This window comes from Aromatoleum sp., assembly GCF_032027225.1.
Lineage (GTDB): Bacteria > Pseudomonadota > Gammaproteobacteria > Burkholderiales > Rhodocyclaceae > Aromatoleum.
The window spans coordinates 1-23,228 of record NZ_JAVSMM010000017.1; the positions used below are offsets into that span (position 1 = coordinate 1).

Annotated in this window: 21 protein-coding genes; 11 read left to right on the top strand and 10 right to left on the bottom strand. The window is 66.9% G+C overall.

Annotated elements, in window-relative coordinates; genetic code table 11:
* The 5 genes from ROZ37_RS16600 to ROZ37_RS16620 form a co-directional block, all read right to left on the bottom strand.
* Positions 1 to 1,266: retention module-containing protein (locus ROZ37_RS16600; protein ID WP_312660988.1), on the bottom strand; the 1,266-nt coding region annotated here is incomplete at its 3' end.
* Positions 1,267 to 1,552: 286 nt separating this feature from the next.
* Entirely contained in the window at positions 1,553 to 1,888 is a 336-nt protein-coding gene (locus ROZ37_RS16605; RefSeq protein WP_312660990.1) for a hypothetical protein, read from the bottom strand.
* Complete coding sequence (locus tag ROZ37_RS16610) at positions 1,885 to 2,514, bottom strand: response regulator transcription factor (RefSeq protein ID WP_312660991.1); 630 nt, start codon at positions 2,512 to 2,514, stop codon at positions 1,885 to 1,887. The genes ROZ37_RS16605 and ROZ37_RS16610 overlap by 4 nt, the downstream gene beginning before the upstream one ends.
* On the bottom strand, positions 2,511 to 3,926 hold the full coding sequence (locus tag ROZ37_RS16615) for an HlyD family type I secretion periplasmic adaptor subunit (RefSeq protein ID WP_312660992.1): 1,416 nt from the start codon (positions 3,924 to 3,926) through the stop codon (positions 2,511 to 2,513). Before ROZ37_RS16615 ends, ROZ37_RS16610 begins: the two co-directional genes overlap by 4 nt.
* Positions 3,926 to 6,040: a type I secretion system permease/ATPase gene (locus tag ROZ37_RS16620; RefSeq protein ID WP_312661191.1), complete on the bottom strand. Its 2,115-nt coding sequence runs from the start codon at positions 6,038 to 6,040 to the stop codon at positions 3,926 to 3,928. The genes ROZ37_RS16615 and ROZ37_RS16620 overlap by 1 nt, the downstream gene beginning before the upstream one ends.
* Positions 6,041 to 6,375: 335 nt before the next feature.
* On the opposite strand from ROZ37_RS16620, the gene ROZ37_RS16625 reads away from it, so the two are divergent.
* The 5 genes from ROZ37_RS16625 (at position 6,376) to ROZ37_RS16645 (ending at position 10,105) form a co-directional block, all read left to right on the top strand.
* Complete coding sequence (locus ROZ37_RS16625) at positions 6,376 to 6,756, top strand: PilZ domain-containing protein (RefSeq protein WP_312660995.1); 381 nt, start codon at positions 6,376 to 6,378, stop codon at positions 6,754 to 6,756.
* Positions 6,757 to 6,838: 82 nt separating this feature from the next.
* Positions 6,839 to 7,300 carry a Fur family transcriptional regulator gene (locus tag ROZ37_RS16630; RefSeq protein ID WP_312660997.1) on the top strand — a complete coding sequence of 154 codons (462 nt, stop codon included), beginning with the start codon at positions 6,839 to 6,841 and terminating at the stop codon, positions 7,298 to 7,300.
* A gap of 234 nt (positions 7,301 to 7,534) precedes the next feature.
* Positions 7,535 to 8,302: a zinc ABC transporter ATP-binding protein AztA gene (gene aztA, locus ROZ37_RS16635; protein WP_312660999.1), complete on the top strand. Its 768-nt coding sequence runs from the start codon at positions 7,535 to 7,537 to the stop codon at positions 8,300 to 8,302.
* Positions 8,299 to 9,168 (top strand): metal ABC transporter permease, encoded by an 870-nt coding sequence (locus ROZ37_RS16640; protein WP_312661001.1) that lies wholly within the window; start codon positions 8,299 to 8,301, stop codon positions 9,166 to 9,168. Before aztA ends, ROZ37_RS16640 begins: the two co-directional genes overlap by 4 nt.
* 16 nt (positions 9,169 to 9,184) lie before the next feature.
* Positions 9,185 to 10,105 (top strand): metal ABC transporter substrate-binding protein, encoded by a 921-nt coding sequence (locus ROZ37_RS16645; RefSeq protein ID WP_312661003.1) that lies wholly within the window; start codon positions 9,185 to 9,187, stop codon positions 10,103 to 10,105.
* Between the two features lie 130 nt (positions 10,106 to 10,235).
* Here the strand turns inward: ROZ37_RS16645 and egtB are convergent, their stop codons facing one another.
* The 5 genes from egtB to ilvD all read right to left on the bottom strand — a co-directional run bounded on the left by egtB (position 10,236) and on the right by ilvD (position 15,500).
* The gene (gene egtB, locus ROZ37_RS16650) at positions 10,236 to 11,534 is read right to left on the bottom strand and encodes an ergothioneine biosynthesis protein EgtB (RefSeq protein WP_312661006.1); all 1,299 of its coding nucleotides are present in this window, start codon (positions 11,532 to 11,534) and stop codon (positions 10,236 to 10,238) included.
* 93 nt (positions 11,535 to 11,627) lie between these two features.
* Complete coding sequence (locus ROZ37_RS16655; protein ID WP_312661009.1) at positions 11,628 to 12,434, bottom strand: sulfite exporter TauE/SafE family protein; 807 nt, start codon at positions 12,432 to 12,434, stop codon at positions 11,628 to 11,630.
* Between the two features lie 578 nt (positions 12,435 to 13,012).
* The gene (locus tag ROZ37_RS16660) at positions 13,013 to 13,315 is read right to left on the bottom strand and encodes a cell division protein ZapA (RefSeq protein WP_312661012.1); all 303 of its coding nucleotides are present in this window, start codon (positions 13,313 to 13,315) and stop codon (positions 13,013 to 13,015) included.
* 1 nt (position 13,316) lies between these two features.
* Positions 13,317 to 13,511 (bottom strand): hypothetical protein, encoded by a 195-nt coding sequence (locus ROZ37_RS16665; RefSeq protein ID WP_312661014.1) that lies wholly within the window; start codon positions 13,509 to 13,511, stop codon positions 13,317 to 13,319.
* Positions 13,512 to 13,649: 138 nt separating this feature from the next.
* The gene (gene ilvD / locus ROZ37_RS16670; RefSeq protein ID WP_312661015.1) at positions 13,650 to 15,500 is read right to left on the bottom strand and encodes a dihydroxy-acid dehydratase; all 1,851 of its coding nucleotides are present in this window, start codon (positions 15,498 to 15,500) and stop codon (positions 13,650 to 13,652) included.
* A gap of 143 nt (positions 15,501 to 15,643) precedes the next feature.
* Here ilvD and ROZ37_RS16675 point away from each other — a divergent pair, with 143 nt between their 5' ends.
* From ROZ37_RS16675 to ROZ37_RS16700, 6 genes are all read left to right on the top strand, one after another.
* Entirely contained in the window at positions 15,644 to 16,333 is a 690-nt protein-coding gene (locus tag ROZ37_RS16675) for a YceH family protein (protein ID WP_312661016.1), read from the top strand.
* A gap of 72 nt (positions 16,334 to 16,405) precedes the next feature.
* Entirely contained in the window at positions 16,406 to 17,206 is an 801-nt protein-coding gene (gene lgt, locus ROZ37_RS16680) for a prolipoprotein diacylglyceryl transferase (RefSeq protein WP_312661017.1), read from the top strand.
* A gap of 328 nt (positions 17,207 to 17,534) precedes the next feature.
* The gene (locus ROZ37_RS16685) at positions 17,535 to 18,917 is read left to right on the top strand and encodes a malonyl-CoA decarboxylase (protein ID WP_312661020.1); all 1,383 of its coding nucleotides are present in this window, start codon (positions 17,535 to 17,537) and stop codon (positions 18,915 to 18,917) included.
* A gap of 16 nt (positions 18,918 to 18,933) precedes the next feature.
* Positions 18,934 to 21,375 carry an EAL domain-containing protein gene (locus ROZ37_RS16690; protein ID WP_312661021.1) on the top strand — a complete coding sequence of 814 codons (2,442 nt, stop codon included), beginning with the start codon at positions 18,934 to 18,936 and terminating at the stop codon, positions 21,373 to 21,375.
* Positions 21,372 to 22,592 carry a hypothetical protein gene (locus ROZ37_RS16695; RefSeq protein WP_312661022.1) on the top strand — a complete coding sequence of 407 codons (1,221 nt, stop codon included), beginning with the start codon at positions 21,372 to 21,374 and terminating at the stop codon, positions 22,590 to 22,592. The genes ROZ37_RS16690 and ROZ37_RS16695 overlap by 4 nt, the downstream gene beginning before the upstream one ends.
* Before the next feature lie 11 nt (positions 22,593 to 22,603).
* A complete protein-coding gene (locus tag ROZ37_RS16700; protein WP_409449972.1) occupies positions 22,604 to 23,041 on the top strand; it encodes a hypothetical protein in 438 nt (145 codons plus the stop codon).
* The last annotated feature ends 187 nt before the right edge of the window (positions 23,042 to 23,228 follow it).

A 23,228-nucleotide genomic window follows, 5' to 3' on the forward strand; every position in this document is an offset into this window, starting at 1 on the left:
CGCGGCGTCGAGCGCGACGTTGTAAGTCGTCGCACCCACCTGCACCTGCGCGCTCGCTGCCCCTTGCGGCGGGTGATCGAGCTGGATCGTGAAGGTCACGCCGAGGTCGTCCTCGGTCACGTCCGCGGCCGAGATGCTCACCGTCGTCACGTCGGTCGTGTCGCCGATCGCCACCACCGCCGGCCCCGGGTTCACCGCGAGTTGTTCGAAGTTGCCGCCGCTCGCGCCGGTGATCGTCACCTCAGCGTTGGCAGGGTCGACATAGACGTCGTCGCTCGCCGCGAAGGTGTACTCGACCGTGCCGCTCGTCGCCCCGTCCGCGATCGTGATCGTCTGCCCGTTCGACAGCTTCACGCTCACCGCCCCCTCGGCCGCGTGCGTAAGCGTCGCGGTGTAGGTCACCGTGCCGCCCGCTTCAGTGATCGACGCCGGGCTCACCGCGAGGCTCACCGTCGTCGGGTCGAGCGTGTCAGCGACATGCGAACTGACTGGGCCGGAGACAGCGAGCTTGTCGTACCCTCCGCCAGCACTGCCCTCGATCGTCACGATCAATGTTTCAGCGTCCAGATATACGTCGTCGCCCGGCGCAGCGACCTGGACGCTCCCCGAATTTTCTCCCGGCAAAATAACGATTTCCGCGCCGTTCGACAGCGTCAAGACGAGCGGCGTTCCCGCGGGCGGGTTATCGACGGTTGCCACATAAACGATCGCACCTCCCTCGGAAGCAGTTTCGGGCGCGCTCAAAGCGACATTTCCGACATACGGAGGCGGGGCAATCTCGACTTGTACTGACGTCGCCGCCCCAGTTTCGACCGCTTCGACCTCCCGAGTGGCCGCTGAGTCGAACTCGAAGTCAGCGGGATTTACATCTTCAGAGATCCGCAGCAGCCTCACGAAGCTGCTGCCCTCGCCGCCGCCGCCACCGGCGAGACCGGCTGCGGGGGCCTCGATGACGTCGTCGAGGCTCGCCCCCTGATTGATCGCGTCGATGACCTGGTCGATCGTTCCGTCGGCGAGGTGCGCGTCCTGGGCGTCGGGGCGGGACGCTTCGCTGAGGTCGGTACTCAGTTTGAACGTGACGTTCTCTTCGACGCCGAACGTTTCGCCGTCGGGCATCGCGATCTCGACGCGTCCGCCGGCGGAGGTGATGATGGATTCGCCTTCCTTCAGCGTATCGCCCGGTTTGAGGGGGCGAAGGTTGCCGTCGATGTCGCGGGCGAAGGCGTTGCCGGTGACGGCGACGACGGTGGCGGTCAGTGCAGTCATGATTGCAGCTCCGAAAGATTGGGGTGGCCCGCCAGCGCGCGGGGGTTGATGTCTTTGTCCTGATTCGACCCTACGTGGGACGGCGGCCCCGTTCTATTGGACCGGAGGACAGGCGGCGCGAAAAATGTCACACCGATATGCAGAAAGGCGGGGATCGGACGCCGACGTGAAGCGCTGCTGAGAGGAACGGGCCTGCCGGACATCGTTATTCCCGTCGCCGGCGCCCGCCCCGGCAGTCAGACTGGCCCGCGACTCGCGCGCGAGTCCGCTCAACGGGCAGATCCGTTCAGATGACGCCGTCGTCTTCGAGCAGGCTGGAACGCTGCATCGCCTCGCGCGACCCACGGCGCTCGAGCAGCTTCGACTGGGCGGGCAGCGGCAGATCGGTGAATCGGATGACGGCGCGGTCGACGAGGAGATCGATGAGATCCTCGAGCACTCGCACCAGCCCCAGGTCGGACGGGCTCATCGGGTTTCCCGCCTCGACGATCGCGCGCGAAAACGCGAGCACTTCCGGCTCGGCGCCGCTCACCGGGTGCCAGTCTTCGCCGCCGTCGCCCTCGACGGGGCCCCGGCTGACGGCCGTCACATCTCCGTTTGCATTGCGTTTCACGAAGATCATTGCGACTCCGGATAGGGCACGTCCGCCGGCACGCGCAGGCGCAGGACGAGTTGGAGCCGGTCGCGCACGCCGAGCTTCTCGAAGATCGCTCCGAGGTGTGCCTTGACGGTCCGTTCGGTGATGCCGAGTTTGGCAGCGATTTCCTTGTTGCTGAGGCCGGCCGCGACCTCGTGCGCGACCTCCCGTTCGCGCGCGGAGAGGCCGTCGAGGCAGGCGTCGGCCGGCGGAGGAGGCAGTTTGCGACGCGCGGCGTGCACAACGCGGGCCATCAGTTCCGACCCGATCCACAGCCCGCCGTGATGCACGACGAGCGCGACTTCGCGCAGCAGCGTCGGAACCGACAGCGCGTGGCAATAGCCGCGTGCGCCGTGTTCGAGCGCTAGCATCGCTTCCGCGACATCGGGCGCGAAGCTGAGCACGACGAGCGGGCATCGAGGCAAGCTGCGAGTCAGCTTCGCGACGAGGTCCTGCCAGCCGGGATGCGCGGTCACGAGCCAGATCACGTCGGAAGGTCTCGCTGCGGCGGCAAGCGAATCGAGGCCCATCACCGCGCCAAGGGGAAACGCTTCGCGCCAACGCGCGGTCGGCTCGACTTTCGCGGAGTACAGGAAGAAGTTCTGACTCATCGTTCGGACAGGGCGTTGGCCTTGGCCCGCAGCACGGGCTTCAGCAGGTAGGACAGGACAGTCTTCTTGCCGGTGAGGACATCGACCTCGGCAACCATCCCGGGAATGATCGGCAGGTTTTCGCCGAGGCGTGATTCGAGCGTGCGCACGCGCACGGTGTAGAACGCGTTGCCCTTGTCATCGGTGACGGTGTCGGCGCCGATGTGTTCGACGACCGCGTCGAGCCCGCCATAGATCGCGAAGTCGTAGGCGGAGAACTTGACGAGCGCTTCCTGCCCGGGTCGCAGGAACGCGATGTCCTTCGGCTTGACCTGCGCTTCGAGAATCAGCGCGTCATCGAGCGGAACGATCTCGACGACTTCCTTGCCGGGCTGCACGACGCCCCCGACCGTGTTGACGAGCAGGCGCTTGACCGTGCCGCGCACGGGCGATCGCACCTCGGCGTGCTTCACGCGGTCTTCGAGCGCGCGGCCGCCTTCGGTCAGCGCGCCCAGTTTCGCCATCGTGTCGGAGAGCTCGTTGCGCAACTGGTTGCGCACGTTCAGTTCGACTTCCTGGACCTTGCGCGTCGCTTCGGAAATTGCCGACTGGATGCGCGAGATCTGCGCGGCGGATTGGTCGCGCTCGCCGCGCAGCCGGGACACGTCGCGCTCGAGACGGAGGATGTCGACTTCAGACACGGCGCCCGACTGCACGAGCGGACGCGTGACCGAAAGCTCCTGCTGCGCGAGCTGGTAGCCCCGGCTCGCCTGCTCGTGACGCGCACGCACTTCGTTGAGCTCCTGTTCCCGCTGCATCAGTTGTTGACGCGCGATCGACACCTGGGCGTCGAGCTCGGCAACGCTCGACTCGTACAGCCGGCGCTCGTGCGCGGCGATCTCGGGGACTTCGCGCGCAATCTCCTCCGGAATCTGGAACGGCTTGCCGCCCGTCAACGCCTCGAGCCGTGCCGCCTTCGCGCGCAGCGCGAAATACTGCGAGCGGTTCTCGGCGAGCGACGAGACGAAACGGGTCGGATCGATTTTCAGCAGCAGCGTCCCCGCTTCGACGTTTTCTCCTTCGCGTACCAACATTTCCTCGACGACGCCGCCGTCGACACTCTGGATGATCTGCACCTGCGACGACGGGATCACCTTCGCCTCGCCGCGGGTGACTTCGTCGACCTTCGCGAACCCGGCCCAGACCAACAACAGCAGCAGGACCACCGCGGCGCCGCGCAACAGCAGGCGGGCGCGCAGCGGCTCTTGCTGGATGCGCGCCCAGTCGGCATCCGCGGACCAGTCGAGGCCGGCTTGTCCGGCGGGTGCGATCAGCCTCGCGAAAAAGCGCTCGAGCAGCGGACGTGCGGGCTTCGCGATGCGCTCGGACACGCTGCCGATGCGTTCGAAGGCTTTCTGGCCGGGCGCGCCCATCAGACGCCCCTCCCGATACGTCCCTGGCGCAACGCTTCGACGACCCGGTCCTTCGGCCCGTCGGCAACGATGCGCCCGGCATCCACGACGACGATGCGCTCCACCAGGTCGAGCAACGACGTGCGGTGCGTCACGACAATCAACGTCTTGCCCTGCGCGAAGTCGCGCAAATTGCGCTTGAGCGCTTCTTCGCTCGAGTGGTCCATCGACGCGGTCGGCTCGTCCAGCAGCAGGATCGGTGGATCGTGGATCAGCGCGCGTGCGATCGCGACGGCCTGCCGCTGACCGCCGGACAGCTGCGCGCCGCGCTCCCCGACCTGCATGTCGAATCCCTGTGGATGCGTGTTCGCGAAGTCGGTGATGCCGGCGACTTCCGCAGCGCGGATCACCGTCGCGTCATCGGCGAGCGGCGCGGCGATCGTGATGTTGTCGCGCAACGTGCCGTAGAAGAGCGTCACGTCCTGCGGCACGTAGCCGATATGACGACGAAGTTCGGCCGGATCGAGCTGACGCTGGTCGATGCCGTCGATGAGCACGGCACCGCCGGTCGGGCGGTAGAGACCGAGAATCAGCTTTTCGAGCGTCGTCTTGCCCGAGCCAACCCGCCCGAGGATCGCGAGGCGTTCGCCTGCGCGAATGCGCAGCGAAACGTTGCGCAGCGCGTCGACGCCCTGCCCCGGGTAATGGAAGCTCACGTCGCGGAATTCGATCTCGCCGCGGAACGACTGCCGGCTGATGAAACTGGTGTCTTCCGGGCGCTCGACTTCCTGCTTCATCAGCGCGTCGAGCGAGGCCAGCGCGGTCGCGGCGTTGTGGTACTGGACGAGGAGGCCCGCGACCTGGCCGATCGGCGCCATCGCGCGCGACGACAACATGTAGCACGCGATCAGGCCGCCCATGCTGAGCGCGTTGTCACGGATCAGGTAGACGCCGGCGATGATGATGACAACGCTGACCGTCTGCTGCACCCATGCGGCGCCGTTCGTCGTCGTCGCCGACAACAGCCGCAATTGCGCGCCGACGCGGGCGAGCAGCGCGGCGCTCTTTTCCCACTTGCGCTGCAGCGGCGCCTCGGCCCCGAGCGCCTTCACCGTCTCCATCGCGACCAGCCCCTCGACGAGGGTCGCGTTGCGTTGCGCTCCGGCACGGTACGTCGTCTCCGCGAGCTCGTGCATCCGTCCCTGCACGGTCATTGCATAGACCAGCACCAATACGACGCCCACCGCGAACGGCAGCATCAGCGGCCACGCGATCCAGCCGATGACGAGCAGGAACACCAGCGCGAACGGCACGTCGATGAATGCGACGACGGACGCCGAGCCGATGAAGTCGCGCACCGACTCGAACGCGCGCAGGTTCGCGGCGAACGAGCCGGCGGACTCGGGGCGCTGCTCCATGCGCAGGCCGAGCACGCGCTCCATGATCGCGGCCGACAGCTTGACGTCCGCGCGGCTGCCGGCGAGATCGACGAAATAGCCGCGCATCGAGCGCAGCACGGCGTCGCCGGTGAGCGCGAGCAGCACGCCGACCGCGAGCACCCACAGCGTCTCGACCGCGTGGTTCGGTACGACGCGGTCGTACACGTTCATCACGAACAGCGGCATTGCGACGGCGAACAGGTTGATCATGAACGCCGCGAGCAGGATGTCGCGATAGAGCGCGCTGTTCTCGGCGATCACCCCCCAGAACCAGTGGCTGCGCCTCGCCGGCCGGACTTCGGGCGTGCGCGCGTCGTAGCGGTGCAACGGCCGCGCGTAGATCGCATCGCCGGCGTAGCGATTCGACAGCTCCGCGAGCGGAAGATCGACGGCCGATTCGTTCAGTTCGGGGAAGATCACGCGGGCGCTCTCGCGGTCGCGGCTCCAGCCGGTCAGCACGCAGGCCTTGTCGCCGGCGAGAAGCAGCACCGCCGGGAACAGCGCATCGTTGAGTGCGTCGAGTGGCAGTCTGACGGACTTGCTGTTCAGCCCGGCCCGCTTCGCTGCGCGCGCGAACAACGACGGCGAGAGGCGGCCTTCCTCGAGCGGCAGCCCCGCAGTCGCAGCGTCGGCGGTCAGGCTGTTGCCGTGCGCCCGCGCAATCAACATCAGGCATTCGAGCAGCGGATCGGCCAGATCGGTCGGATCGGCACGCCCTCCGCCTTCGTCCGCGGCACGCTGCGACACCTGGGGGCGCGACCGCCCCCGCACGCGCTCGTCCGCGTGTTCCAGCACTCCCGTGAGTCCGTCTGCCTCTGCCAAGCGACACTCCCTCCGACGCGGAATTCCGCAAGGGTCGCGGGTTCGCGCCCTCGTTCTTGTCCGTGGGAAATTCTTGCACGTGGCGCCGCAAGTCCCCGTGACAGGCTGCTCACTCGGGAAGCTTGCGGTGCGGCGGCACTCCTTGCAGAATCGCCGCCGCATGAATCGTCATAATCGGCAACAGAACAAGGGAACGAAGGGGATCGGGCATGCAGCACGAACAATCGCACCGAGCGCAGCGGCGCCTCTATTCCCGCATCCCGTTCCGGACGACCGCTACGTTCTCGATGGGCGACGTAACCGTCGACTGCGAGCTGTGCGACCTGTCCCTGAAGGGCGCGCTGGTGAAACCGGACGGCTTGCCACCGCTCGTGCCCGGGCAGCATTGCGAACTGGAATTGCGGCTCGACGACCGCGAAACGGTGATCCGGATGGGCGCGAGTGTTGCTCACGCCGAGCACGGTCGGGTCGGGATCGTGTGCCGCGAGATAGACCTCGACAGCCTGACGCACCTGCGCCGGCTGCTGGAACTGAACCTCGGCGACAGCGAGGCGCTTTACACCGAACTCGCCGCCTTGCTGTCGACTTGAACTGCGCGAGGCCGCTGGAGTATTCGCAGCGCAAAATGCTACACTGTTGCATTAGCATTTTTACGTCCTCGAACTCCGCGCCATGTCCGCGACGCTTCACCCGCCCCGAAACAGCGCCGAGCTGATCGCCGCCCACGGCGGCCGCATCACCCGAACCCGCCTGGCAGTACTCGAAATCCTGCAGAGCAGCGGGCACTCCCTGAGCCACGATGACCTTGCCGCGCGGCTCTCCGCCGCGGCCGTGCCGCACGATCGCGTCACCCTCTATCGAACGCTCGATTGGCTCGTCGAACAGGGGCTCGCTCACCGCATCAAGGGGCCGGACCGAGCATGGCGCTTCAACTTCGGCGGCGAAAATGCCGCACCGCACGCGCATTTCCATTGCGATCGTTGCGGTCACGTGCTGTGCCTCGAATCGGTCCGACCCGACGAAGGTTTCGCGCTGCCGGAGGGCTACCGCCCCGAACGCACTGAACTCGTCTTCCACGGCACCTGCGCAGACTGCGGGCGACAGGTCGGCCGCAACGAAGCCGGCGGAAGCTGAGCGTACTGCCCTTCCGCCGTTTCGAATTCTCCGACGCAGCCCGATGAATCATCCTTTCCATTCTCCCGCACCCGCCGATCCCGACGTCCGGCCGCCCCACGCTCACGCCGGCAAACGAGGCACTCCACCGAGCCCCCTCGTCACGTCGGTGCTCACGCAAAGCGTCGGGGTGCGACTCATCATGGCCGCGGCGGCGGCGGCACTGCTCTGGATCACCGTGGGATGGGCGCTCGCATGACCGCCACCGGAACCGTTCCCGCCGTACGTTTCGAAAACCTGACGCTCGGCTACGACCGTCACCCGGCGGTGCACCACCTTAGCTGCGAAATCGCGAGCGGCGCGCTGGTCGCGGTCGTCGGACCGAACGGCGCGGGGAAGTCCACGCTGCTGAAAGCCCTCGTCGGCGAACTCTCGCCGCTGCAGGGCAGCTTCCGACTGAAGAACGGGCGCGACGGCATCGCCTACCTGCCGCAGCAAAGCGAGCTCGACCGCAGCTTTCCGGTGTGCGTGTTCGACATGGTCGCGATGGGGTTATGGCGCGAGATCGGCGCGTTTGGGCGGCTGCGCCGCGAGCAGGCCCAACGCGTCGAAGCCGCGCTCACCGCGGTCGGACTCTCCGGGTTCGAATCGCGGCAGATCGGCGCGCTCTCCGGCGGCCAGCTGCAGCGCGCCCGTTTCGCGCGGATGATGCTGCAGGACGCGCCGCTGCTGCTCCTCGACGAGCCGTTCAACGCGATCGATGCGCGGACGATCGAAGACCTGGTCGCGCTCGTCGTCGGCTGGCATGCCGAAGGGCGCACCATCCTCGCCGTCCTGCACAACCTCGAACTCGTCCGCCGGCATTTCCCGGACTGCCTGCTGCTCGCCCGCGAACCGGTCGGGTTCGGCAAGACGTCCGACGTGCTGACCCCAGAGCGGCTCGCCGCCGCGCGCCGGCTCGCCAGCGAATTCGACGCGGCGGCGGGAATCTGCCACCGCCATCCGGCGGCGGAGGTCGCATGACGCCCGAAAGCCTCCTCGCGCCGTTCATCGAATTCGAATTCATGCGCCGCGCGTTCGCAGGCTGCCTCGCGCTCGCACTCGGCGCCACACCGGTCGGCGTGTTTCTGCTGCTGCGCCGCATGAGCCTGATGGGCGACGCGATGGCGCATGCGATCCTGCCGGGCGCCGCACTCGGATATCTCGCGTTCGGCCTGTCGCTCGGCGCGATGACGATCGGCGGCATCGTTGCGGGACTGGTCGTCGCGCTTGGGGCCGGCCTCGTCGCGCGCTCTTCGCGGCTCAAGGAGGACGCCAGCCTCGCGGCGTTCTACCTGCTATCGATCGCCGCCGGTGTGATGATCGTGTCGCTGCGCGGGCGCAATCTCGACCTGCTGCACGTGCTGTTCGGCTCGGTGCTCGCGCTCGACGACAACTCGCTGCTGCTGATCAGCGCGATCTCGACCCTGACGCTGATCGCGCTCGCGCTGCTCTACCGGCCGCTCGTGCTCGAATGCTTCGACTCTGCGTTCCTGCGCAGCGTGAGCCGCGCAAGCCCGCTCGCGCATTACGGCTTCCTGATCCTCGTCGTGCTGAACCTCGTCAGCGGTTTCCACGCGCTCGGCACGCTGATGGCGGTGGGCATCATGATCCTGCCTGCCGCGGCCGCGAGCCTATGGGCCAGGAGCCTGCCTGGCATCCTCGGGCTCGCGATCCTTATCGCGCTCGCGAGCGGGGTGGCGGGCCTGCTCGTCTCGTTCCACGCCGACGTCCCGGCCGGGCCGTCGATCATTCTCGTCGCCGGTGTCGCGTACCTGCTGTCGCTCGCGTTCGCCCCCGGCGGCATGCTCGGCGCACGGTTCGTCCGGCGCCCCCACCTCGAATCCTGACTCGCTCCCTACTTCCATGTCCGTCCGACGCGCCCTTCTCGCGGCATTCGCCCTCGCTTCCGCCCTCGCCGCCGGCGCCTTGCGCGCCGCCCCGCTCGAAGTCGTCGCGAGCTTCAGCATCCTCGGCAATCTGGTGAGCGAAGTCGGCGGCGAGCGTGTCGCGGTCACGACGCTCGTCGGGCCCGACGCCGACGCGCACAACTACCAGCCCCGCCCGTCCGACGCGCGGCGACTCGGCGCCGCGACGCTGGTCGTCGCGAACGGGCTGGGCTTCGACAGCTGGGTCGAGCGGCTCGCCAAATCGGCGGGTTACAAGGGCCGATTGCTCGTCGCGAGCACCGGGATCGAACCACTGGCGAACGCGGAAACGTCAGAGCACGCGCACGACCACAACGAGCCCGCTGTCGATCCCCACGCGTGGCAGGACGTACGCAACGTCGTGCGCTATGTCGGCAACATCGCCGACGCTCTCGCCGAAGCCGATCCAACGGGCGCCGCCACCTACCGCGCGAACGCCGCGCGTTACAGCGCCGAACTCACGTCGCTCGACGAGACCATCCGGCAGACCTTCGCCGCGATCCCACGCGAGCGCCGCAAGGTCGTGAGTTCGCACGACGCCTTCGGCTATTTCGGTCATGCCTACGACATCCGCTTTCTCGCTGCCGTCGGCATCAGCAACCAGGCCGAACCGTCGGCGTCCGGGATCGCGCAGCTGATCCGGCAACTTCGCCGCGAAAAGGTGCCGGTAGTATTCGTCGAAAGCATCAGCGATCCGCGCCTCGTCGAACGGATCCGGAAGGAAAGCGGCGCCAAGCTCGGCGGCACGCTTTACTCCGACGCGCTCTCGGGGCCCGGCGGTCCCGCACCGACCTATATCGCACTGATGCGGCACAACCTGCGCACCTTGATGGCAGGCTTCGAAGGCGGGAACGGCTGAAGACAGGACCTGTGGAGCAGGCCGAAAGGTATGCTCCACAGGTTCATGCATCGATTCGCGAGTGCCGCGGCACGCCGCAGGAGCTGCCCCGTCGTCCGCGTCCGGCGCTGCAAGCGCCCGTTGAATCCGCTCAATCCGCGTCGGCGGCGAGGCGCAGGCCCTGGAACTGCCAACGCTCGTGCGGGTAGAAGAAGTTGCGGTAGCTCGGCCGGATGTGATCGGCCGGCGTTACGCACGAGCCGCCGCGCAGCACCATCTGACTGGACATGAACTTGCCGTTGTATTCGCCGAGCGCGCCCTCGGCCGTGCGAAAGCCCGGGTACGGAAGGTAGGCCGACGCGGTGTGCTCCCACACGTCGCCGTAGAGCTGGCGTAGCCCCTCGCCCGCGCCTGCGGCAGCCGGCTCCAGATAGCCACGATCGCGGAGATTGCCTTCGATCGGCCGGCCTGCTGCGGCGACTTCCCATTCGGCCTCGGTCGGCAGCCTCCGCCGCGACCACGTCGCGAACGCGTCCGCCTCGTAGTGGCTGACGTGGCACACCGGCTCGGCGGGATCAACGGGGCGCATCCCGCCGAGCGTGAAGCGCCACCAGTCGCCGTCGATCCGCTCCCAGTACAGCGGAGCGTTCCAAGCCAACTGCCGCACCCGCGCCCAGCCATCCCACAGCCACAGCGCCGGATTCGAATAACCGCCCGCGTCGATGAACGCGAGAAATTCCCCGTTCGTGACCGGGCGCGACGCGAGCCGGAACGGTTCGAGCCAGACGCGATGGCGAGGGCGCTCGTTGTCGTACGCGAAACCATCGCCGACCTTGCCGATCTCCACGAGACCGCCGGGAAAATCCAACCATTCGACCGGCGACGCGGACGCTGCCGGCCGCTCTGGGAGGTCGAGGCGATAGGCCGGACGCAGCGGATTGACGCTGAAGTTGCGCTTGATGTCGGTCAGCAGGAGCTCCTGGTGCTGCTGCTCGTGGTTGAGCCCGACCCCGAGCCGTTCGAGGATTTGTGGCCACGGCCGCTCGCCCGCGCCGTCGAGCAAGGCCTCGATGTGCCGGTCCACGTGCGCGCGGTAGCGATACACCTCTTCCACCGTCGGCCGCGACAGGAAACCGCGCGCGTCGCGGGGATGAAACGCGCCCACCTGCTCGTAATAGGAGTTGAAGAGGACGCGGAAGGATGCGTCGAATTCGCGGTAACCCGGAAGGAAGGCCCGCAGGATGAAGGTCTCGAAGAACCAGCTGACATGCGCGAGATGCCATTTCGCCGGGCTCGCCTCCGCGGTCGTCTGGATCACGTAGTCCTCGACGGCGAGCGGAGCGCACAGCGCTTCGCTGTCGGCCCGGACCCTGCGGTACTGTGCACGCCAGGCCGCAAGCGTCGCGGGCTCCTCCGTGGTGATCGATTCGTCCGTACGCGCTCGCTGCATGTGCCGTCCTCCTTCGCGTGGCGCCAACGGCGCGAAAGCGGCAGGGGACGGCGACTCCGGCTCGACCGGGCGCGCCGGCCGCAGCCGCGCGGATCAGTAGAAGATCGAATGCAGCATCTTCGCACTCAGCAGCATCAGCACGACGGCGAAGATCTTCTTCAGCGTTGCGACCGGCAGGCGGTGCGCGAGTTTCGCGCCGAGCGGCGCGGTGAACATGCTCACCGAGCTGACGAGCACCAGCGCGGGCAGATAAACGAAGCCGAGGCTGTACGCCGGCGTCCCGCCCGCGTTCCAGCCATTCACCAGGTAGCCGAGCGTGCCGGCGAGCGCGATCGGCAGCCCGATCGCGGCCGACGTGCCGATCGCGTTATGCACCTTGACGTTGCACCACGTCATGAACGGCACCGACAGCGAGCCCCCGCCGATCGCGACGAGCGCGGACACTCCGCCGATACCGACGCCCACCGCACCCATGCCGAGCGGCCCCGGCAGTTCGCGCGACGGCTTCGGCTTCACATTCACGAGCATTTGCAGCGCCACGTAAGCCATGAAGCAGACGAAGAAGATCGCGAGCGGCGCGGACGCCACCCGGGACGCGATGAACGTCGCGCCGAAGGTGCCGAGCAGGATGCCGGGGGTGATGAAGCGCACGATCTCCCAGCGCACTGCGCCGTGGTTGTGGTGCGCCCGCAGGCTCGACATCGAGGTCATCACGATCGCCGCCATCGAGGTGCCGAGCGCCAGATGCACGACCCCGCCCGCGGGAAAGCCCTGTGCGATGAAGAGGCTGGTCAGGACCGGCACCATGATGCCACCTCCGCCCACGCCGAGCAGGCCGGCGAAAAAGCCGACGACCGCCCCCAGCACCGGGTAGCTCAGCCACCAGACATCGAAATTCATTTCTCCAGCCTCGGGTCGAACAGGATCCGTCGTTCGGAAGCGGCCTGCGCGGAGTGTCGCGGTGCGCGGCGTCGCCGGCGGGACGGAGACGAAAACAGGGCGCGCCCTTGCGTCCGCTCCTGCCCTTCATCCGTCTCCGCCCGGTCCGCCTGCACAGGCGATGCGGGAGCCGAAATTCCTTGCGACGCCAGCACCTCGAGCAACTCGCATATACGCCGGCTCTGCGCAGGCGATGCACGGGCCGAGCCCCGCTGCGGCTCCGGCCCCGCTTTCACGCAGTGCGAGGATCTGCCCGGAACAGTGGCTTCCGATTGACGACGAAAAACAAAAGAGGCGCGGATCGGAATCCGCGCCTCATGAATGGTCCCCCACCTGTGCCGTCTCCGCCGGCATCCTGAACCTAGGGTTCAGGGAGGTCGCTTTCCTTCCGCTTAAGGCTCACCCGGCTAGGGGCGGGCACACCAGCGGCATCCATGGTCTGCGACCAAGTCTCTCGACATTGGTCCAAGGAATCTACGACTTCAACGACCAGGCGGGGGATTGATCTTCACGCGCCATCGCCTCGCGCCAAGCCCTTGTTAAAAAAGCTTTTCCTGCTGCGCGAGCACCCCGTCGAGGCGTGCATTTACGAGACCGATTCTACGCTTCACGGCCTGCATGTCAAACCCACCGGAACGCTGGAACTGCAAAAACTCGTGCGCGATGTTGAGCGCCGTCATCACCGCGAGCTTCTCGCCGGACGAGCCGGTTTTGATCGCGAGGCTGTTCAGTTTTTCGTCCAGATAGGACACCGCTGCGAGGAGTGCGTCCTTGTCTTCGGGCCGACAGGCGACACTGTAGGCTTTGCCCAGCAGCGTGATATCGAGTGTGTCGTTCTGCATCTCAGGCTTCCGGCAATTGCTCGAGCAGGGCTTCGAGCTTCTCGGTCGCAAGTCTGACCTTGTCGGCGAGCACGTGATTGTCGGCCTCGAGACGGGCGACGCGAGTGCGCAACTCGCGCGCCTCGACCTTGCCCGCTTCATAAAGGCCGATCAGTTGTTCGAGCTGATGTTCGAGCTTGTTGAGTTCTGCGTCCATGCGACGGATGGTAGAGGGGCGCCCAGAGGCGGTCAAGGAACGGCCCGCCGCGTCGATCAGCGCACGGGCCGACCGGGAAACGGCGGATCCGGGACTTCGCGCAGGCGCGAAAAGCCGCAGATCCGCCGAGCTTCGCGTCTAGCGCTCGACTTGCGTCACGTCGCGCACCGCGCCGGTGTCCGCGCTCGTCGTGAGCGCGGCGTAGGCGCGCAACGCGGCCGACACGACGCGTTGACGATTCGTCGGCTTCCAGGCCTTGCTGCCCTTCGCGTTCATCGCCACGCGACGCTGCGCGAGGACGTCGTCCGACACTGCAAGATGGATCCGCCGGTTCGGGATGTCGATCTCGATCGCGTCGCCATCCTCGACGAGCGCGATCGCGCCGCCGCACGCCGCTTCGGGCGACGCGTGGCCGATCGACAGCCCCGACGTGCCGCCCGAGAAGCGCCCGTCGGTGAGCAGCGCGCATTCCTTGCCGAGCCCTTTCGACTTCAGGTAGCTCGTCGGATAGAGCATCTCCTGCATGCCCGGCCCGCCTTTCGGCCCTTCGTACCGGATCACGACGACATCGCCGGCGACGACACGGTCGCCGAGGATGCCTTCGACCGCGGCTTCCTGGCTCTCGAACACGCGCGCACGACCGGTGAACGTCCAGATCGACTCGTCCACGCCGGCCGTCTTCACGATGCAACCCTTCTCGGCGATGTTGCCGTAGAGCACCGCGAGCCCGCCGTCTTCGGTGAACGCGTTCGCACGATCGCGGATCACGCCGTGCGAGCGGTCCATGTCGAGCTCCTTCCAGCGCCGGTCCTGCGAGAACGCGACCTGCGTCGGCACGCCGCCGGGTGCCGCCTTGTAGAAGTCGAACACCGCGTTGTCGTGCGCCTGCATCACGTCCCAGCGCGACAGCGCTTCGGCCATCGTCTTGCTATGCACCGTCGGCAGGTCGGCGTGCAGCAGGCCAGCGCGATTGAGCTCGCCGAGAATCGCCATGATGCCGCCGGCGCGATGCACGTCCTCGACATGCACGTCCGCGACGGCCGGCGCGACCTTGCACAGGCACGGCACCTTCCGCGAGATGCGATCGATGTCGGCCATCGTGAAGTTCACTTCCGCCTCACGGGCGGCAGCGAGGAGATGGAGCACGGTGTTCGTCGAGCCGCCCATCGCGACGTCGAGGCTGATCGCGTTCTCGAAGGCCTTGAACGTCGCGATCGAGCGCGGCAGGACCGAGGCGTCGTCCTTCTCGTAATAGCGGCGCGCCATATCGACGATCGTGCGCCCGGCGCGACGGAACAGCTGCTCGCGGTCGGCGTGCGTCGCGAGCACGGTGCCGTTGCCCGGCAGCGACAGGCCGAGCGCTTCGGTCAGGCAGTTCATCGAGTTCGCGGTGAACATGCCAGAACATGAACCGCAGGTCGGACAGGCCGAACGCTCGATCGCGTCGACTTCGGCGTCGGAGCAGCTGCTGTCCGCGGCCTTGACCATCGCGTCGACGAGGTCGAGCGAGATGACTTTCGCCTCCCACTTGACCTTGCCGGCCTCCATCGGGCCGCCGGAGACGAAGATTGCCGGGATGTTTAGCCGCAGCGCAGCCATCAGCATTCCGGGAGTGATCTTGTCGCAGTTCGAAATGCACACCAGCGCGTCGGCGGTGTGCGCGTTGACCATGTATTCGACGCTGTCGGCGATCAGCTCGCGCGACGGCAGCGAGTACAGCATGCCGCCGTGGCCCATGGCGATGCCGTCGTCGACCGCGATCGTGTTGAACTCCTTGGCAACACCGCCGGCCGCCTCGATCTCGCGCGCGACGAGCTGGCCGAGGTCCTTCAGATGGACGTGACCGGGAACGAACTGCGTGAAGCTGTTCGCGATCGCGATGATCGGCTTTTCGAAATCGCCGTCCTTCATGCCGGTGGCGCGCCACAGCGCGCGGGCGCCCGCCATGTTGCGGCCGGCGGTGGAGGTACGGGAACGGTACTGGGGCATGATTTCCTCGACTCGGATGCGGGCGCGGCGTCAGGCGCGCGCCACTTCGGTTCAGACCGGGAATTCTACCCGATGCCAAACGCCGCTCGGCTATCATTGCCCTCCCGCCGCGGTATGTCCGACTCACGATTACTGGTAAAGCGATGACCGAGAACACCCCGACCGCCTCCGACATCGAAGGCTACGATCTCGACCCTGTCGAAATCCGCGTCCTCGGCGTGCTGATCGAGAAGGCCTTCGTCACACCCGACAACTATCCGCTATCGATCAATGCGATCGTGACCGGCGCGAACCAGCTCACCGGCCGCGATCCGGTGATGAACCTCTCCGAAGCCGACGTGCAGGACGCCATCGACAGCCTCATGGCACGCAAGCTCGTGTCGCGCCGCGACCAGGCCAGCGCGCGGGTATCCAAGTACGAACACCTCGTCCGCCTGCGTCATTCGCTGCCGCCCCCCGAACAGGCCGTGCTCGCGACGCTGATGTTGCGCGCCGCGCAGACCGTCGGCGAAATCCGCCAGCGTTGCGAACGGATGTATCGCTTCGACGACATCGCCGCCGTCGACAAGGTGCTGGAGCATCTCGGCGAGAAGTACCCCCCGATGGTCGCCGCGCTGCCGCGGGCGCCGGGTACGAAGGAAACGCGCTACGCGCACCTCCTGGGCGGCAGCGACGCGTTCGCGCAAATGGGCGAAGCGCTCGCGGCCGGGTTGTCGGGCGGCGCGGCGGGCCGCAGCCGCACCGCCGAACTCGAAGACGAAGTCCGGCGCCTGCGCGACGAGTTCGAGTCGCTGCGCAGCGAGTTCGACAAATTCCGCTCGCAGTTCGACTGAGTCCGCTTTGCGGATCGGATTTCCCGAGCTCGCCGCTGCGTCTTCAATCCTGTCCTTATCTGCCTGCCGCCCATGCTGATCCACCCGCAGTTCGATCCCATCGCGATTTCCCTCGGCCCCCTCGCCGTGCGCTGGTACGGCCTGATGTATCTCGTCGCATTCGTGCTGGTCATCGTGCTCGGCCGTATTCATGCGCGCCGCCGCCCCGAACTCGGCTGGAATGCGCAGCAGATCGACGACCTGCTGTTGTACGGCATGATCGGCGTCGTCGTCGGCGGACGCCTCGGTGAAGTCCTGTTTTTCCAGCCCGGGTATTACTTCGAACATCCGCTCGAGATCCTCGCGGTATGGAAAGGCGGGATGAGCTTCCATGGCGGCTTCCTCGGCGTGCTCGTCGCGATGTGGCTGTACGGGCGCCGCGCCGGGAAGGGCTTCTGGCAGGTCACCGATTTCATCGCGCCGCTAGTGCCGACGGGGCTCGCAGCCGGGCGGCTCGGCAACTTCATCAATGGCGAACTGTGGGGTCGCCCCGCCGATCCCGACCTTCCGTGGGCGATGGTCTACCCGTGGGTAGACGCCCTGCCCCGCCACCCGTCCCAGCTCTATCAGATGGCCGGCGAAGGTTTGCTGCTCTTCGTCATCCTGTGGATCTATTCGGCGCAGCCGCGACCGCGGAAGGCGGTCTCCGCCGTGTTCCTGATCGGGTACGGCGTCCTGCGCTTCGCGGCGGAGTTCTTCCGCACGCCCGACCCGGGGATCTTCGGGACGCTATCGCTCGGGCTGTCCACTGCGCAATGGCTGTGCGTACCGATGGTCGCCGCCGGCGTCGCCCTGCTGATGGCGTCGGGGCGACGCGCGGCCTCCGTCCAGTAAGCCGCACCCCTTCGGCACCGTTGCGGCCGGGCGACATTGACACTTGTGCGTCCGACGCGAGTGGCAGAATTCAGGTCATATTCGACGCCGGCAGTGCGCGGAGCATGTACGCCGTTCAAGCCCGAGCGGGGCGCTCGGCCGACCCGACGTTCGCGCCTTCACGCAGTCGCTGGGGCAAGGCGCAGAGGCTCGTTTCTCCCGAAGCGGAAATAACTCACGGGCAGCCCCAATTTGGGTCGAAATAATTTTTCCGGCCCGGTATCCTGCGTTCTCAGCGAAGTCGAGCCGATGACATAATCATAGCCGTCGACCGCAAAAAGGAGACAGCATGGCATCCGGACTGGTAGCACGCAGCCTCTCGAAGGTTCGGGCGATGATCGCCGGCGCGGGCGGCGCGAAGAGCGTCGAGCCGACCGAGAAGGTGCTCACCCGCATCCGCCGTCAATTGAAGGAATGCGCGGAAGGGCACGGCGGTGAAGTCTCGACGCGGCTGCGCGCGGCACGGCTCGCGGAAACCTATCTCTCGCTCGACGACGCCGGGCGCATCGCCTTCCTGCGCATGATCGCGGTCGAGTTCGGCCCCGACACCCGGAAAGTCGCGAAAGCCCACGAAGCCTACCAGGCGGCGGTCGGAACCGATCGACAGTGGGATGCCGAAGCGCAGCTGCGCGCGGCAATGCGGTCCTCGCGCATTCGCATTCTCACGCAGTTCAACGCGATTCCGCAGGGCGTGAAATTCCTCGTCGACCTGCGGGTCGACCTGCTGCGCTACCTCGAGAAGCACAAGGATCTCAAGTCGCTCGACCGCGAACTCGAAGCGCGTCTCACCGCGTGGTTCGACGTCGGCTTCCTCGAACTCGCACGCGTCACCTGGAATTCTCCGGCGGCGCTGCTCGAGAAGATCGTCGCGTACGAGGCGGTGCACGAGATCCGCTCCTGGCGCGACCTCAAGAACCGGCTCGGTTCCGACCGGCGCTGCTATGCGTTCTTCCACCCGCGGATGCCCGACGAGCCGTTGATCTTCGTCGAAGTCGCGCTGATGGAGGATCTCGCCGACAACGTGCAGAAGCTCCTCGACGAGAACGCTCCGGTCGCCGACGCCGCGCGTGCGACGACCGCGATCTTCTATTCGATCAGCGCGACCCAGGAAGGGCTGCGCGGCGTCTCGTTCGGCAACTTCCTGCTCAAGCGCGTCGTCGACGACGTGCAGCGCGATTTTCCGCGCATCAAGACGTTCGCGACGCTGTCACCGATTCCCGGCCTTGTGCGCTGGGCAACGAAAAACACGGCAGCCGTGCTCGCGGCCTTTTCCGACGCCGACTGGAAGCGGCTCGCCGCCGTCGGGATCGACGGTCCGGATTCGCCGCAGCTCAAACTCGTGCTCGACGGCACGACGGCGTGGCCGGGCGACGAAGCGCTCGCGAACGCGCTGCGCGAGCCGCTCCTTAAAGTCGCTGCAGGCTACTTGCTCGAGGCGAAGCGCGGCGATGCGCCACTCGACCCGGTCGCGCGCTTCCACCTCGGCAACGGCGCGCGCGTCGAACGGCTCAACTGGCTCGCGGACATCTCAGAAAAGGGTCTCGGCCAGTCCTGGGGGATCATGGTCAATTACCTGTACGACCCCGACCGCATCGTCGATAACGTCGAAACCTTCGCCGGCAAGGGCGGCATCGACGCCGCCCCGGCCGTGCGCCGCCTCGCACGGCGCTGAGCGTCACGGGCAACACGTGAACCTGCCGTTTCAGCACACCTCGATCCGGATCCGGCTGCTTCTCGCGAGCACCGTGGTCCAGGTGCTGCTGCTGACGCTGCTGCTCGCGAACAGCGTCCGGCTGATGAACGAAGCGACGTCGGCGAGCCTGCACACGCTCGCCGACCAGAACGCCACGATGCTGCACGCGATGGCGACGGCCTATGCCGAACAGGGTCAGCTCGACGCGCTCCAGGATATTCTCGGCGAGCTGCTCGCCGAATCCGAAGAAGGACTCGTCTACGTCCGGATCGGCACGCCCGACGGGCGGACGCTGATGCAGGCGGGCATGCCCGAGATGACAGCGCTGCCGGCGGAGGGCGTGGCCGGTGACGGCAACACCGGCCAGCCTCGCCTCCTCCATGTCCGCCGACCGCTGCTTCTCGACCGCAACGAGATCGGCTACCTGCAGTTCGGCGTCTCGGTTTCGACGCTCGCCGCCGCGCGCCGCGCGATCACCGAACAGGGAGCGTTCATCGCGCTGATTGAAATCCTGCTCACGTTCGCGCTCCTTTCCGGCATCGGCTATCTGCTGACCCGCAACCTCAGTCGCCTTCTCGCCGGCAGCCAGGCGATCGCGGAAGGGCGGCTCGATCACCGGCTGCCCGAAAATGGCGGCGACGAACTCGCCCGGCTCGCGCGGCGCTTCAACATCATGGCCGCGAACCTGCAGGACCGCATCGGCGAACTCCAGGACACCGCCGCACGGCTGAAGACGAGCGAGCAGCGCTACGAACTCGCGATCCAGGGCTCCAACGACGGCCTCTGGGACTGGGACATCACCGCCGGCACGGTCTACTGTTCGCCGCGCTGCTGCGAAATCGCCGGCTTCGCGTTCGACGACCTGCACCGCGCGCCTCAGACAATCCTCGACGCGATCCACCCCGACGACGTGCAGGCCTATCGCAACAAGCTCGTCGAACACCTGAAGGGTTACAGCACGCAGTTCAAGTTCGAATACCGCGCACTCCAGGTGGACGGCACTTATCACTGGGTGATGAAACGCGGCGTCGCGCTGCGAGACGCCAGCGGGCGCGCGTTCCGGATGGCAGGATCGATCAGCGACGTGCATCTGCACAAGCTCGCCGAAAACCAGCTCCAGTTCGACGCGCTGCACGACCGCCTCACCGGTCTGCCTAACCGGGCGCTGTTCCTCGAGCACGTTCGCAGCGCGCTCGGGCAGCAGCGCCGCGCGGACCGCCATGGGTTCGCGGTGCTGGGCATCAATCTCGAACGTTTCCGGCTCGTCAACGACAGCTTCGGCCATGCTGCGGGCGACGAGTTGCTGCGCCGCATCGCCGCCGCGCTCGTCGAGATGCTTTGCGAAGGCGACATCGTCGCGCGCGTCGGCGGCGACCAGTTCGCGCTGCTGCTGAACGGCATCGAGGACCCAGCCGACTCGCTGCGCGTCGCGGCCAATCTCCGCGAGAAGCTGGCGCAGCCGACCGACGTCGCGGGACAGCGGCTGTATCCGAAATGCCGCGTCGGCATCGCGCTCAGCAGCGACTACGACGACGACGCAGAAGCGCTGCTGCGCGATGCCGACAACGCCCTTCAGCGGGCCCGCGACGGTGGTGACAGCAGCATCTCGATGTTCCACGCGTCGATGCACGCCCAGGCGCTGCAGAGTCTTCGCCTCGAAAGCGACCTGCGCGCGGCCTTGCGCGACGGCAGCCTCGCGGTCCATTTCCAGCCGATCGTCTCGCTCGCCGACGGTCGTATCAGCAGTTTCGAAGCGCTGGTCCGCTGGCCTCATCCCACCGAAGGCCTGCTCCCGCCAAACCTGTTCATCCCGCTTGCCGAGACTCTCGGCCTGATTCACGACCTCGACATGCTGGTGCTCACGCGCGCATGCGAACGGATCGTCCGCTGGCAGCAGCAGGCGAATGGCGTCGAAGTGCCGAAAGTCGGCGTCAATCTGTCGGCGATGCAGTTTTCGCGTCCGGATCTCGCCGGCGAGATCATCGCGGAGATCGCGCGACATGGCCTTCCCGCCGAAATGCTGCGCTTCGAGGTCACCGAAAGCGTGCTCGCGCAGCCCGAAGGCCCAGCGAGACAGGTTCTCGAGCGCCTTCGCGGCGCCGGCATGTCGGTGCTGATCGACGATTTCGGCACCGGCTACTCGGCGCTGAGCTACCTGCACACGATCCCCTGCGACGCCGTCAAGCTCGATGGATCCTTCGTCCGCTCGCTCGACAAGGACCGGCGATTGCGGACCATCGTCGCGGGCAGCATCGCCCTTGCGCACGACCTCGGCATGCGGGTCGTCGCCGAGTGCATCGAGACGCCGCAGCAGGCGGCGCTGCTTCAGGCGATGGGCTGTGACTACGGCCAGGGCTACCTGTATTCGCGGCCGCTCGACGACGCGGGGGTCGAAAAACTTCTCTTTGCCAGTCCGCCGGCCGGAGCTCTCGCATGACAGTCGATCTCCTGCGTCGGGCGGGCCGCATCGTCCTGCTCGCGATGCTCGCGGTTGGCGCACCGGCACTGGCGGCGCCGTCGAACGCGTCGCCGCTCGTGCAGGTGTCCGGATTCGCCACGCTCGGGGCGGTCAAGACCGACCGCGACGACGTGTGGTTCACGCGCTACGGCGTCAATTACCCCGGCGACTCGGACCCGGATTTCAGTCCGGACTCGCTTCTGGGGCTGCAGGCGAGCCTGCGCCTTTCCGCGTACAACGACATCACGGTGCAGATGCTCATGCGGGAGGACGGCGAGGAGTCCTACGACCCGCGCATCACGCTCGCGTTCTTCCGCCAGACCCTCGCGCCCGGGCTGTCGCTGCGGCTCGGGCGCCTGCGCGTCCCCTTCTTCATGCTGTCCGACTCGCTACACATCAATTACGCGAACCCGTGGGTGCGGCCGCCGGTCGAGGTCTACAGCCTCAACCCTTTCAATGACCTCGACGGCGTCGATCTCGTTTATCACACGCGACTCGGCGCGCTCGACACCGAACTGCACCCGTATTTCGGCCGCGGCCGCGTTCCGTTTCCAATGGGCAGGGCACGGCTGAAAGCGACCTGGGGTCTGAATGTCGCGCTGTCGCGCGGGGATTTCTCGCTGCATCTCGGGCACGGCGATGGGCGTTTCTCGATGGTTCGGGGCGATCCCGAAACGCATTCGTTGGTCGCCGCGCTCTCGCGCGCCGGACTATCGGGTGTCGCCGCCGACCTGTCGGGGACCGACGGTAGCACGAGGTTCGATTCGGTGGGCCTGCAATGGGACGACGGAACCTGGCAGGTCGTCAGCGAATACGCGCGGCGTCGCGCCAACCGCTACGCGACCAGTTCGAGCGGCTGGTACGTAAGCGTCGGACGGCGCTTCGGCCCGCTCACGCCGTATGCGGTCATTGCGCGTCAGCGCCTCGACGAGCAGATGGCCGAGGCCGCGGTACCCGCCGGACTGCAGCACGCCTGGGACGAGTTCCTCACCTCGCGCAACAATGCGCAACGCAGTTTCACGGTCGGCACACGCTGGGACGTCACGAGTTTCGCGGCGGTCAAGGCGGAAGTCACCCGCACGCGGGTCGATAGTGATTCATGGGGCTCGTATTTCCCGCGGGGCGGCCGGAACGAGGCCGCGATTGCCGGGAAGCGTATGAACACGTTCAGCCTATCGCTCGACCTGACGTTCTGAGTCCGCGTACAGTGCCCCGCCTTTTCCTCGCAATCATGCTCGTGCTGACGCCAGCCCTGTCGGTGACGGACACTCTCGCACAAGCCGAAGCGCCGATCGTCATCGTCGCCGGGGCAGCAAGCACGATCTCCGAACTGTCGAAAGAGCAGGCCGAGCAACTCTATCTGGGTCGTGCTTCGACGCTTCGCGGTGGCACGCCGGTTTCGCTGGCGGACCTTCCGCCCGGGCCGACGCGCGACCGCTTCTACGCCAAGCTGACGGGCAAGAATCCGAGCCAGATCCGCGCGTACTGGTCACGGATGGTGTTCACCGGCCGCGCGCTACCGCCGCGGGAAGTCACCGACGCCGAGCAACTACGCTCGCTCCTCGCGGCGAATCCGGACCTCATCGGCTACCTGCCGGTGACCGCCGCCGACGACCGCCTGAAAATCCTGCTGCGCCTACCCTGATCGCCGCGCCGGCAGCCTTCCGACCTCGGCAGCCACCCAACTCTGCAAGCCTCCCGGCTCGGCAGCGCGCGTACTGTTTCCGGCGCGGCCAGCGTTTGCGCGCAATTCACGGCGCAGCGGTTTGGGCCGCCATCGTTCTCCGCGCGAAACGTGCGCACGGTTGCTTGACCGCGCCTCCTCTCGATGT

What these genes read in the sequence shown, in the direction of transcription:
- ROZ37_RS16665 (WP_312661014.1), bottom strand. Translation starts at nt 13,511, where the DNA reads ATGGACGCAGAACTCAACAAGCTCGAACATCAGCTCGAACAACTGATC.
- ROZ37_RS16675 (WP_312661016.1), top strand. Translation starts at nt 15,644, where the DNA reads ATGACCGAGAACACCCCGACCGCCTCCGACATCGAAGGCTACGATCTC.
- lgt (WP_312661017.1), top strand. Translation starts at nt 16,406, where the DNA reads ATGCTGATCCACCCGCAGTTCGATCCCATCGCGATTTCCCTCGGCCCC.
- ROZ37_RS16655 (WP_312661009.1), bottom strand. Translation starts at nt 12,434, where the DNA reads ATGAATTTCGATGTCTGGTGGCTGAGCTACCCGGTGCTGGGGGCGGTC.
- ROZ37_RS16630 (WP_312660997.1), top strand. Translation starts at nt 6,839, where the DNA reads ATGTCCGCGACGCTTCACCCGCCCCGAAACAGCGCCGAGCTGATCGCC.
- ROZ37_RS16605 (WP_312660990.1), bottom strand. Translation starts at nt 1,888, where the DNA reads ATGATCTTCGTGAAACGCAATGCAAACGGAGATGTGACGGCCGTCAGC.
- aztA (WP_312660999.1), top strand. Translation starts at nt 7,535, where the DNA reads ATGACCGCCACCGGAACCGTTCCCGCCGTACGTTTCGAAAACCTGACG.
- ROZ37_RS16660 (WP_312661012.1), bottom strand. Translation starts at nt 13,315, where the DNA reads ATGCAGAACGACACACTCGATATCACGCTGCTGGGCAAAGCCTACAGT.
- ROZ37_RS16645 (WP_312661003.1), top strand. Translation starts at nt 9,185, where the DNA reads ATGTCCGTCCGACGCGCCCTTCTCGCGGCATTCGCCCTCGCTTCCGCC.
- ROZ37_RS16610 (WP_312660991.1), bottom strand. Translation starts at nt 2,514, where the DNA reads ATGAGTCAGAACTTCTTCCTGTACTCCGCGAAAGTCGAGCCGACCGCG.
- ROZ37_RS16695 (WP_312661022.1), top strand. Translation starts at nt 21,372, where the DNA reads ATGACAGTCGATCTCCTGCGTCGGGCGGGCCGCATCGTCCTGCTCGCG.
- ROZ37_RS16625 (WP_312660995.1), top strand. Translation starts at nt 6,376, where the DNA reads ATGCAGCACGAACAATCGCACCGAGCGCAGCGGCGCCTCTATTCCCGC.
- ROZ37_RS16640 (WP_312661001.1), top strand. Translation starts at nt 8,299, where the DNA reads ATGACGCCCGAAAGCCTCCTCGCGCCGTTCATCGAATTCGAATTCATG.
- ROZ37_RS16685 (WP_312661020.1), top strand. Translation starts at nt 17,535, where the DNA reads ATGGCATCCGGACTGGTAGCACGCAGCCTCTCGAAGGTTCGGGCGATG.
- egtB (WP_312661006.1), bottom strand. Translation starts at nt 11,534, where the DNA reads ATGCAGCGAGCGCGTACGGACGAATCGATCACCACGGAGGAGCCCGCG.
- ilvD (WP_312661015.1), bottom strand. Translation starts at nt 15,500, where the DNA reads ATGCCCCAGTACCGTTCCCGTACCTCCACCGCCGGCCGCAACATGGCG.
- ROZ37_RS16615 (WP_312660992.1), bottom strand. Translation starts at nt 3,926, where the DNA reads ATGGGCGCGCCCGGCCAGAAAGCCTTCGAACGCATCGGCAGCGTGTCC.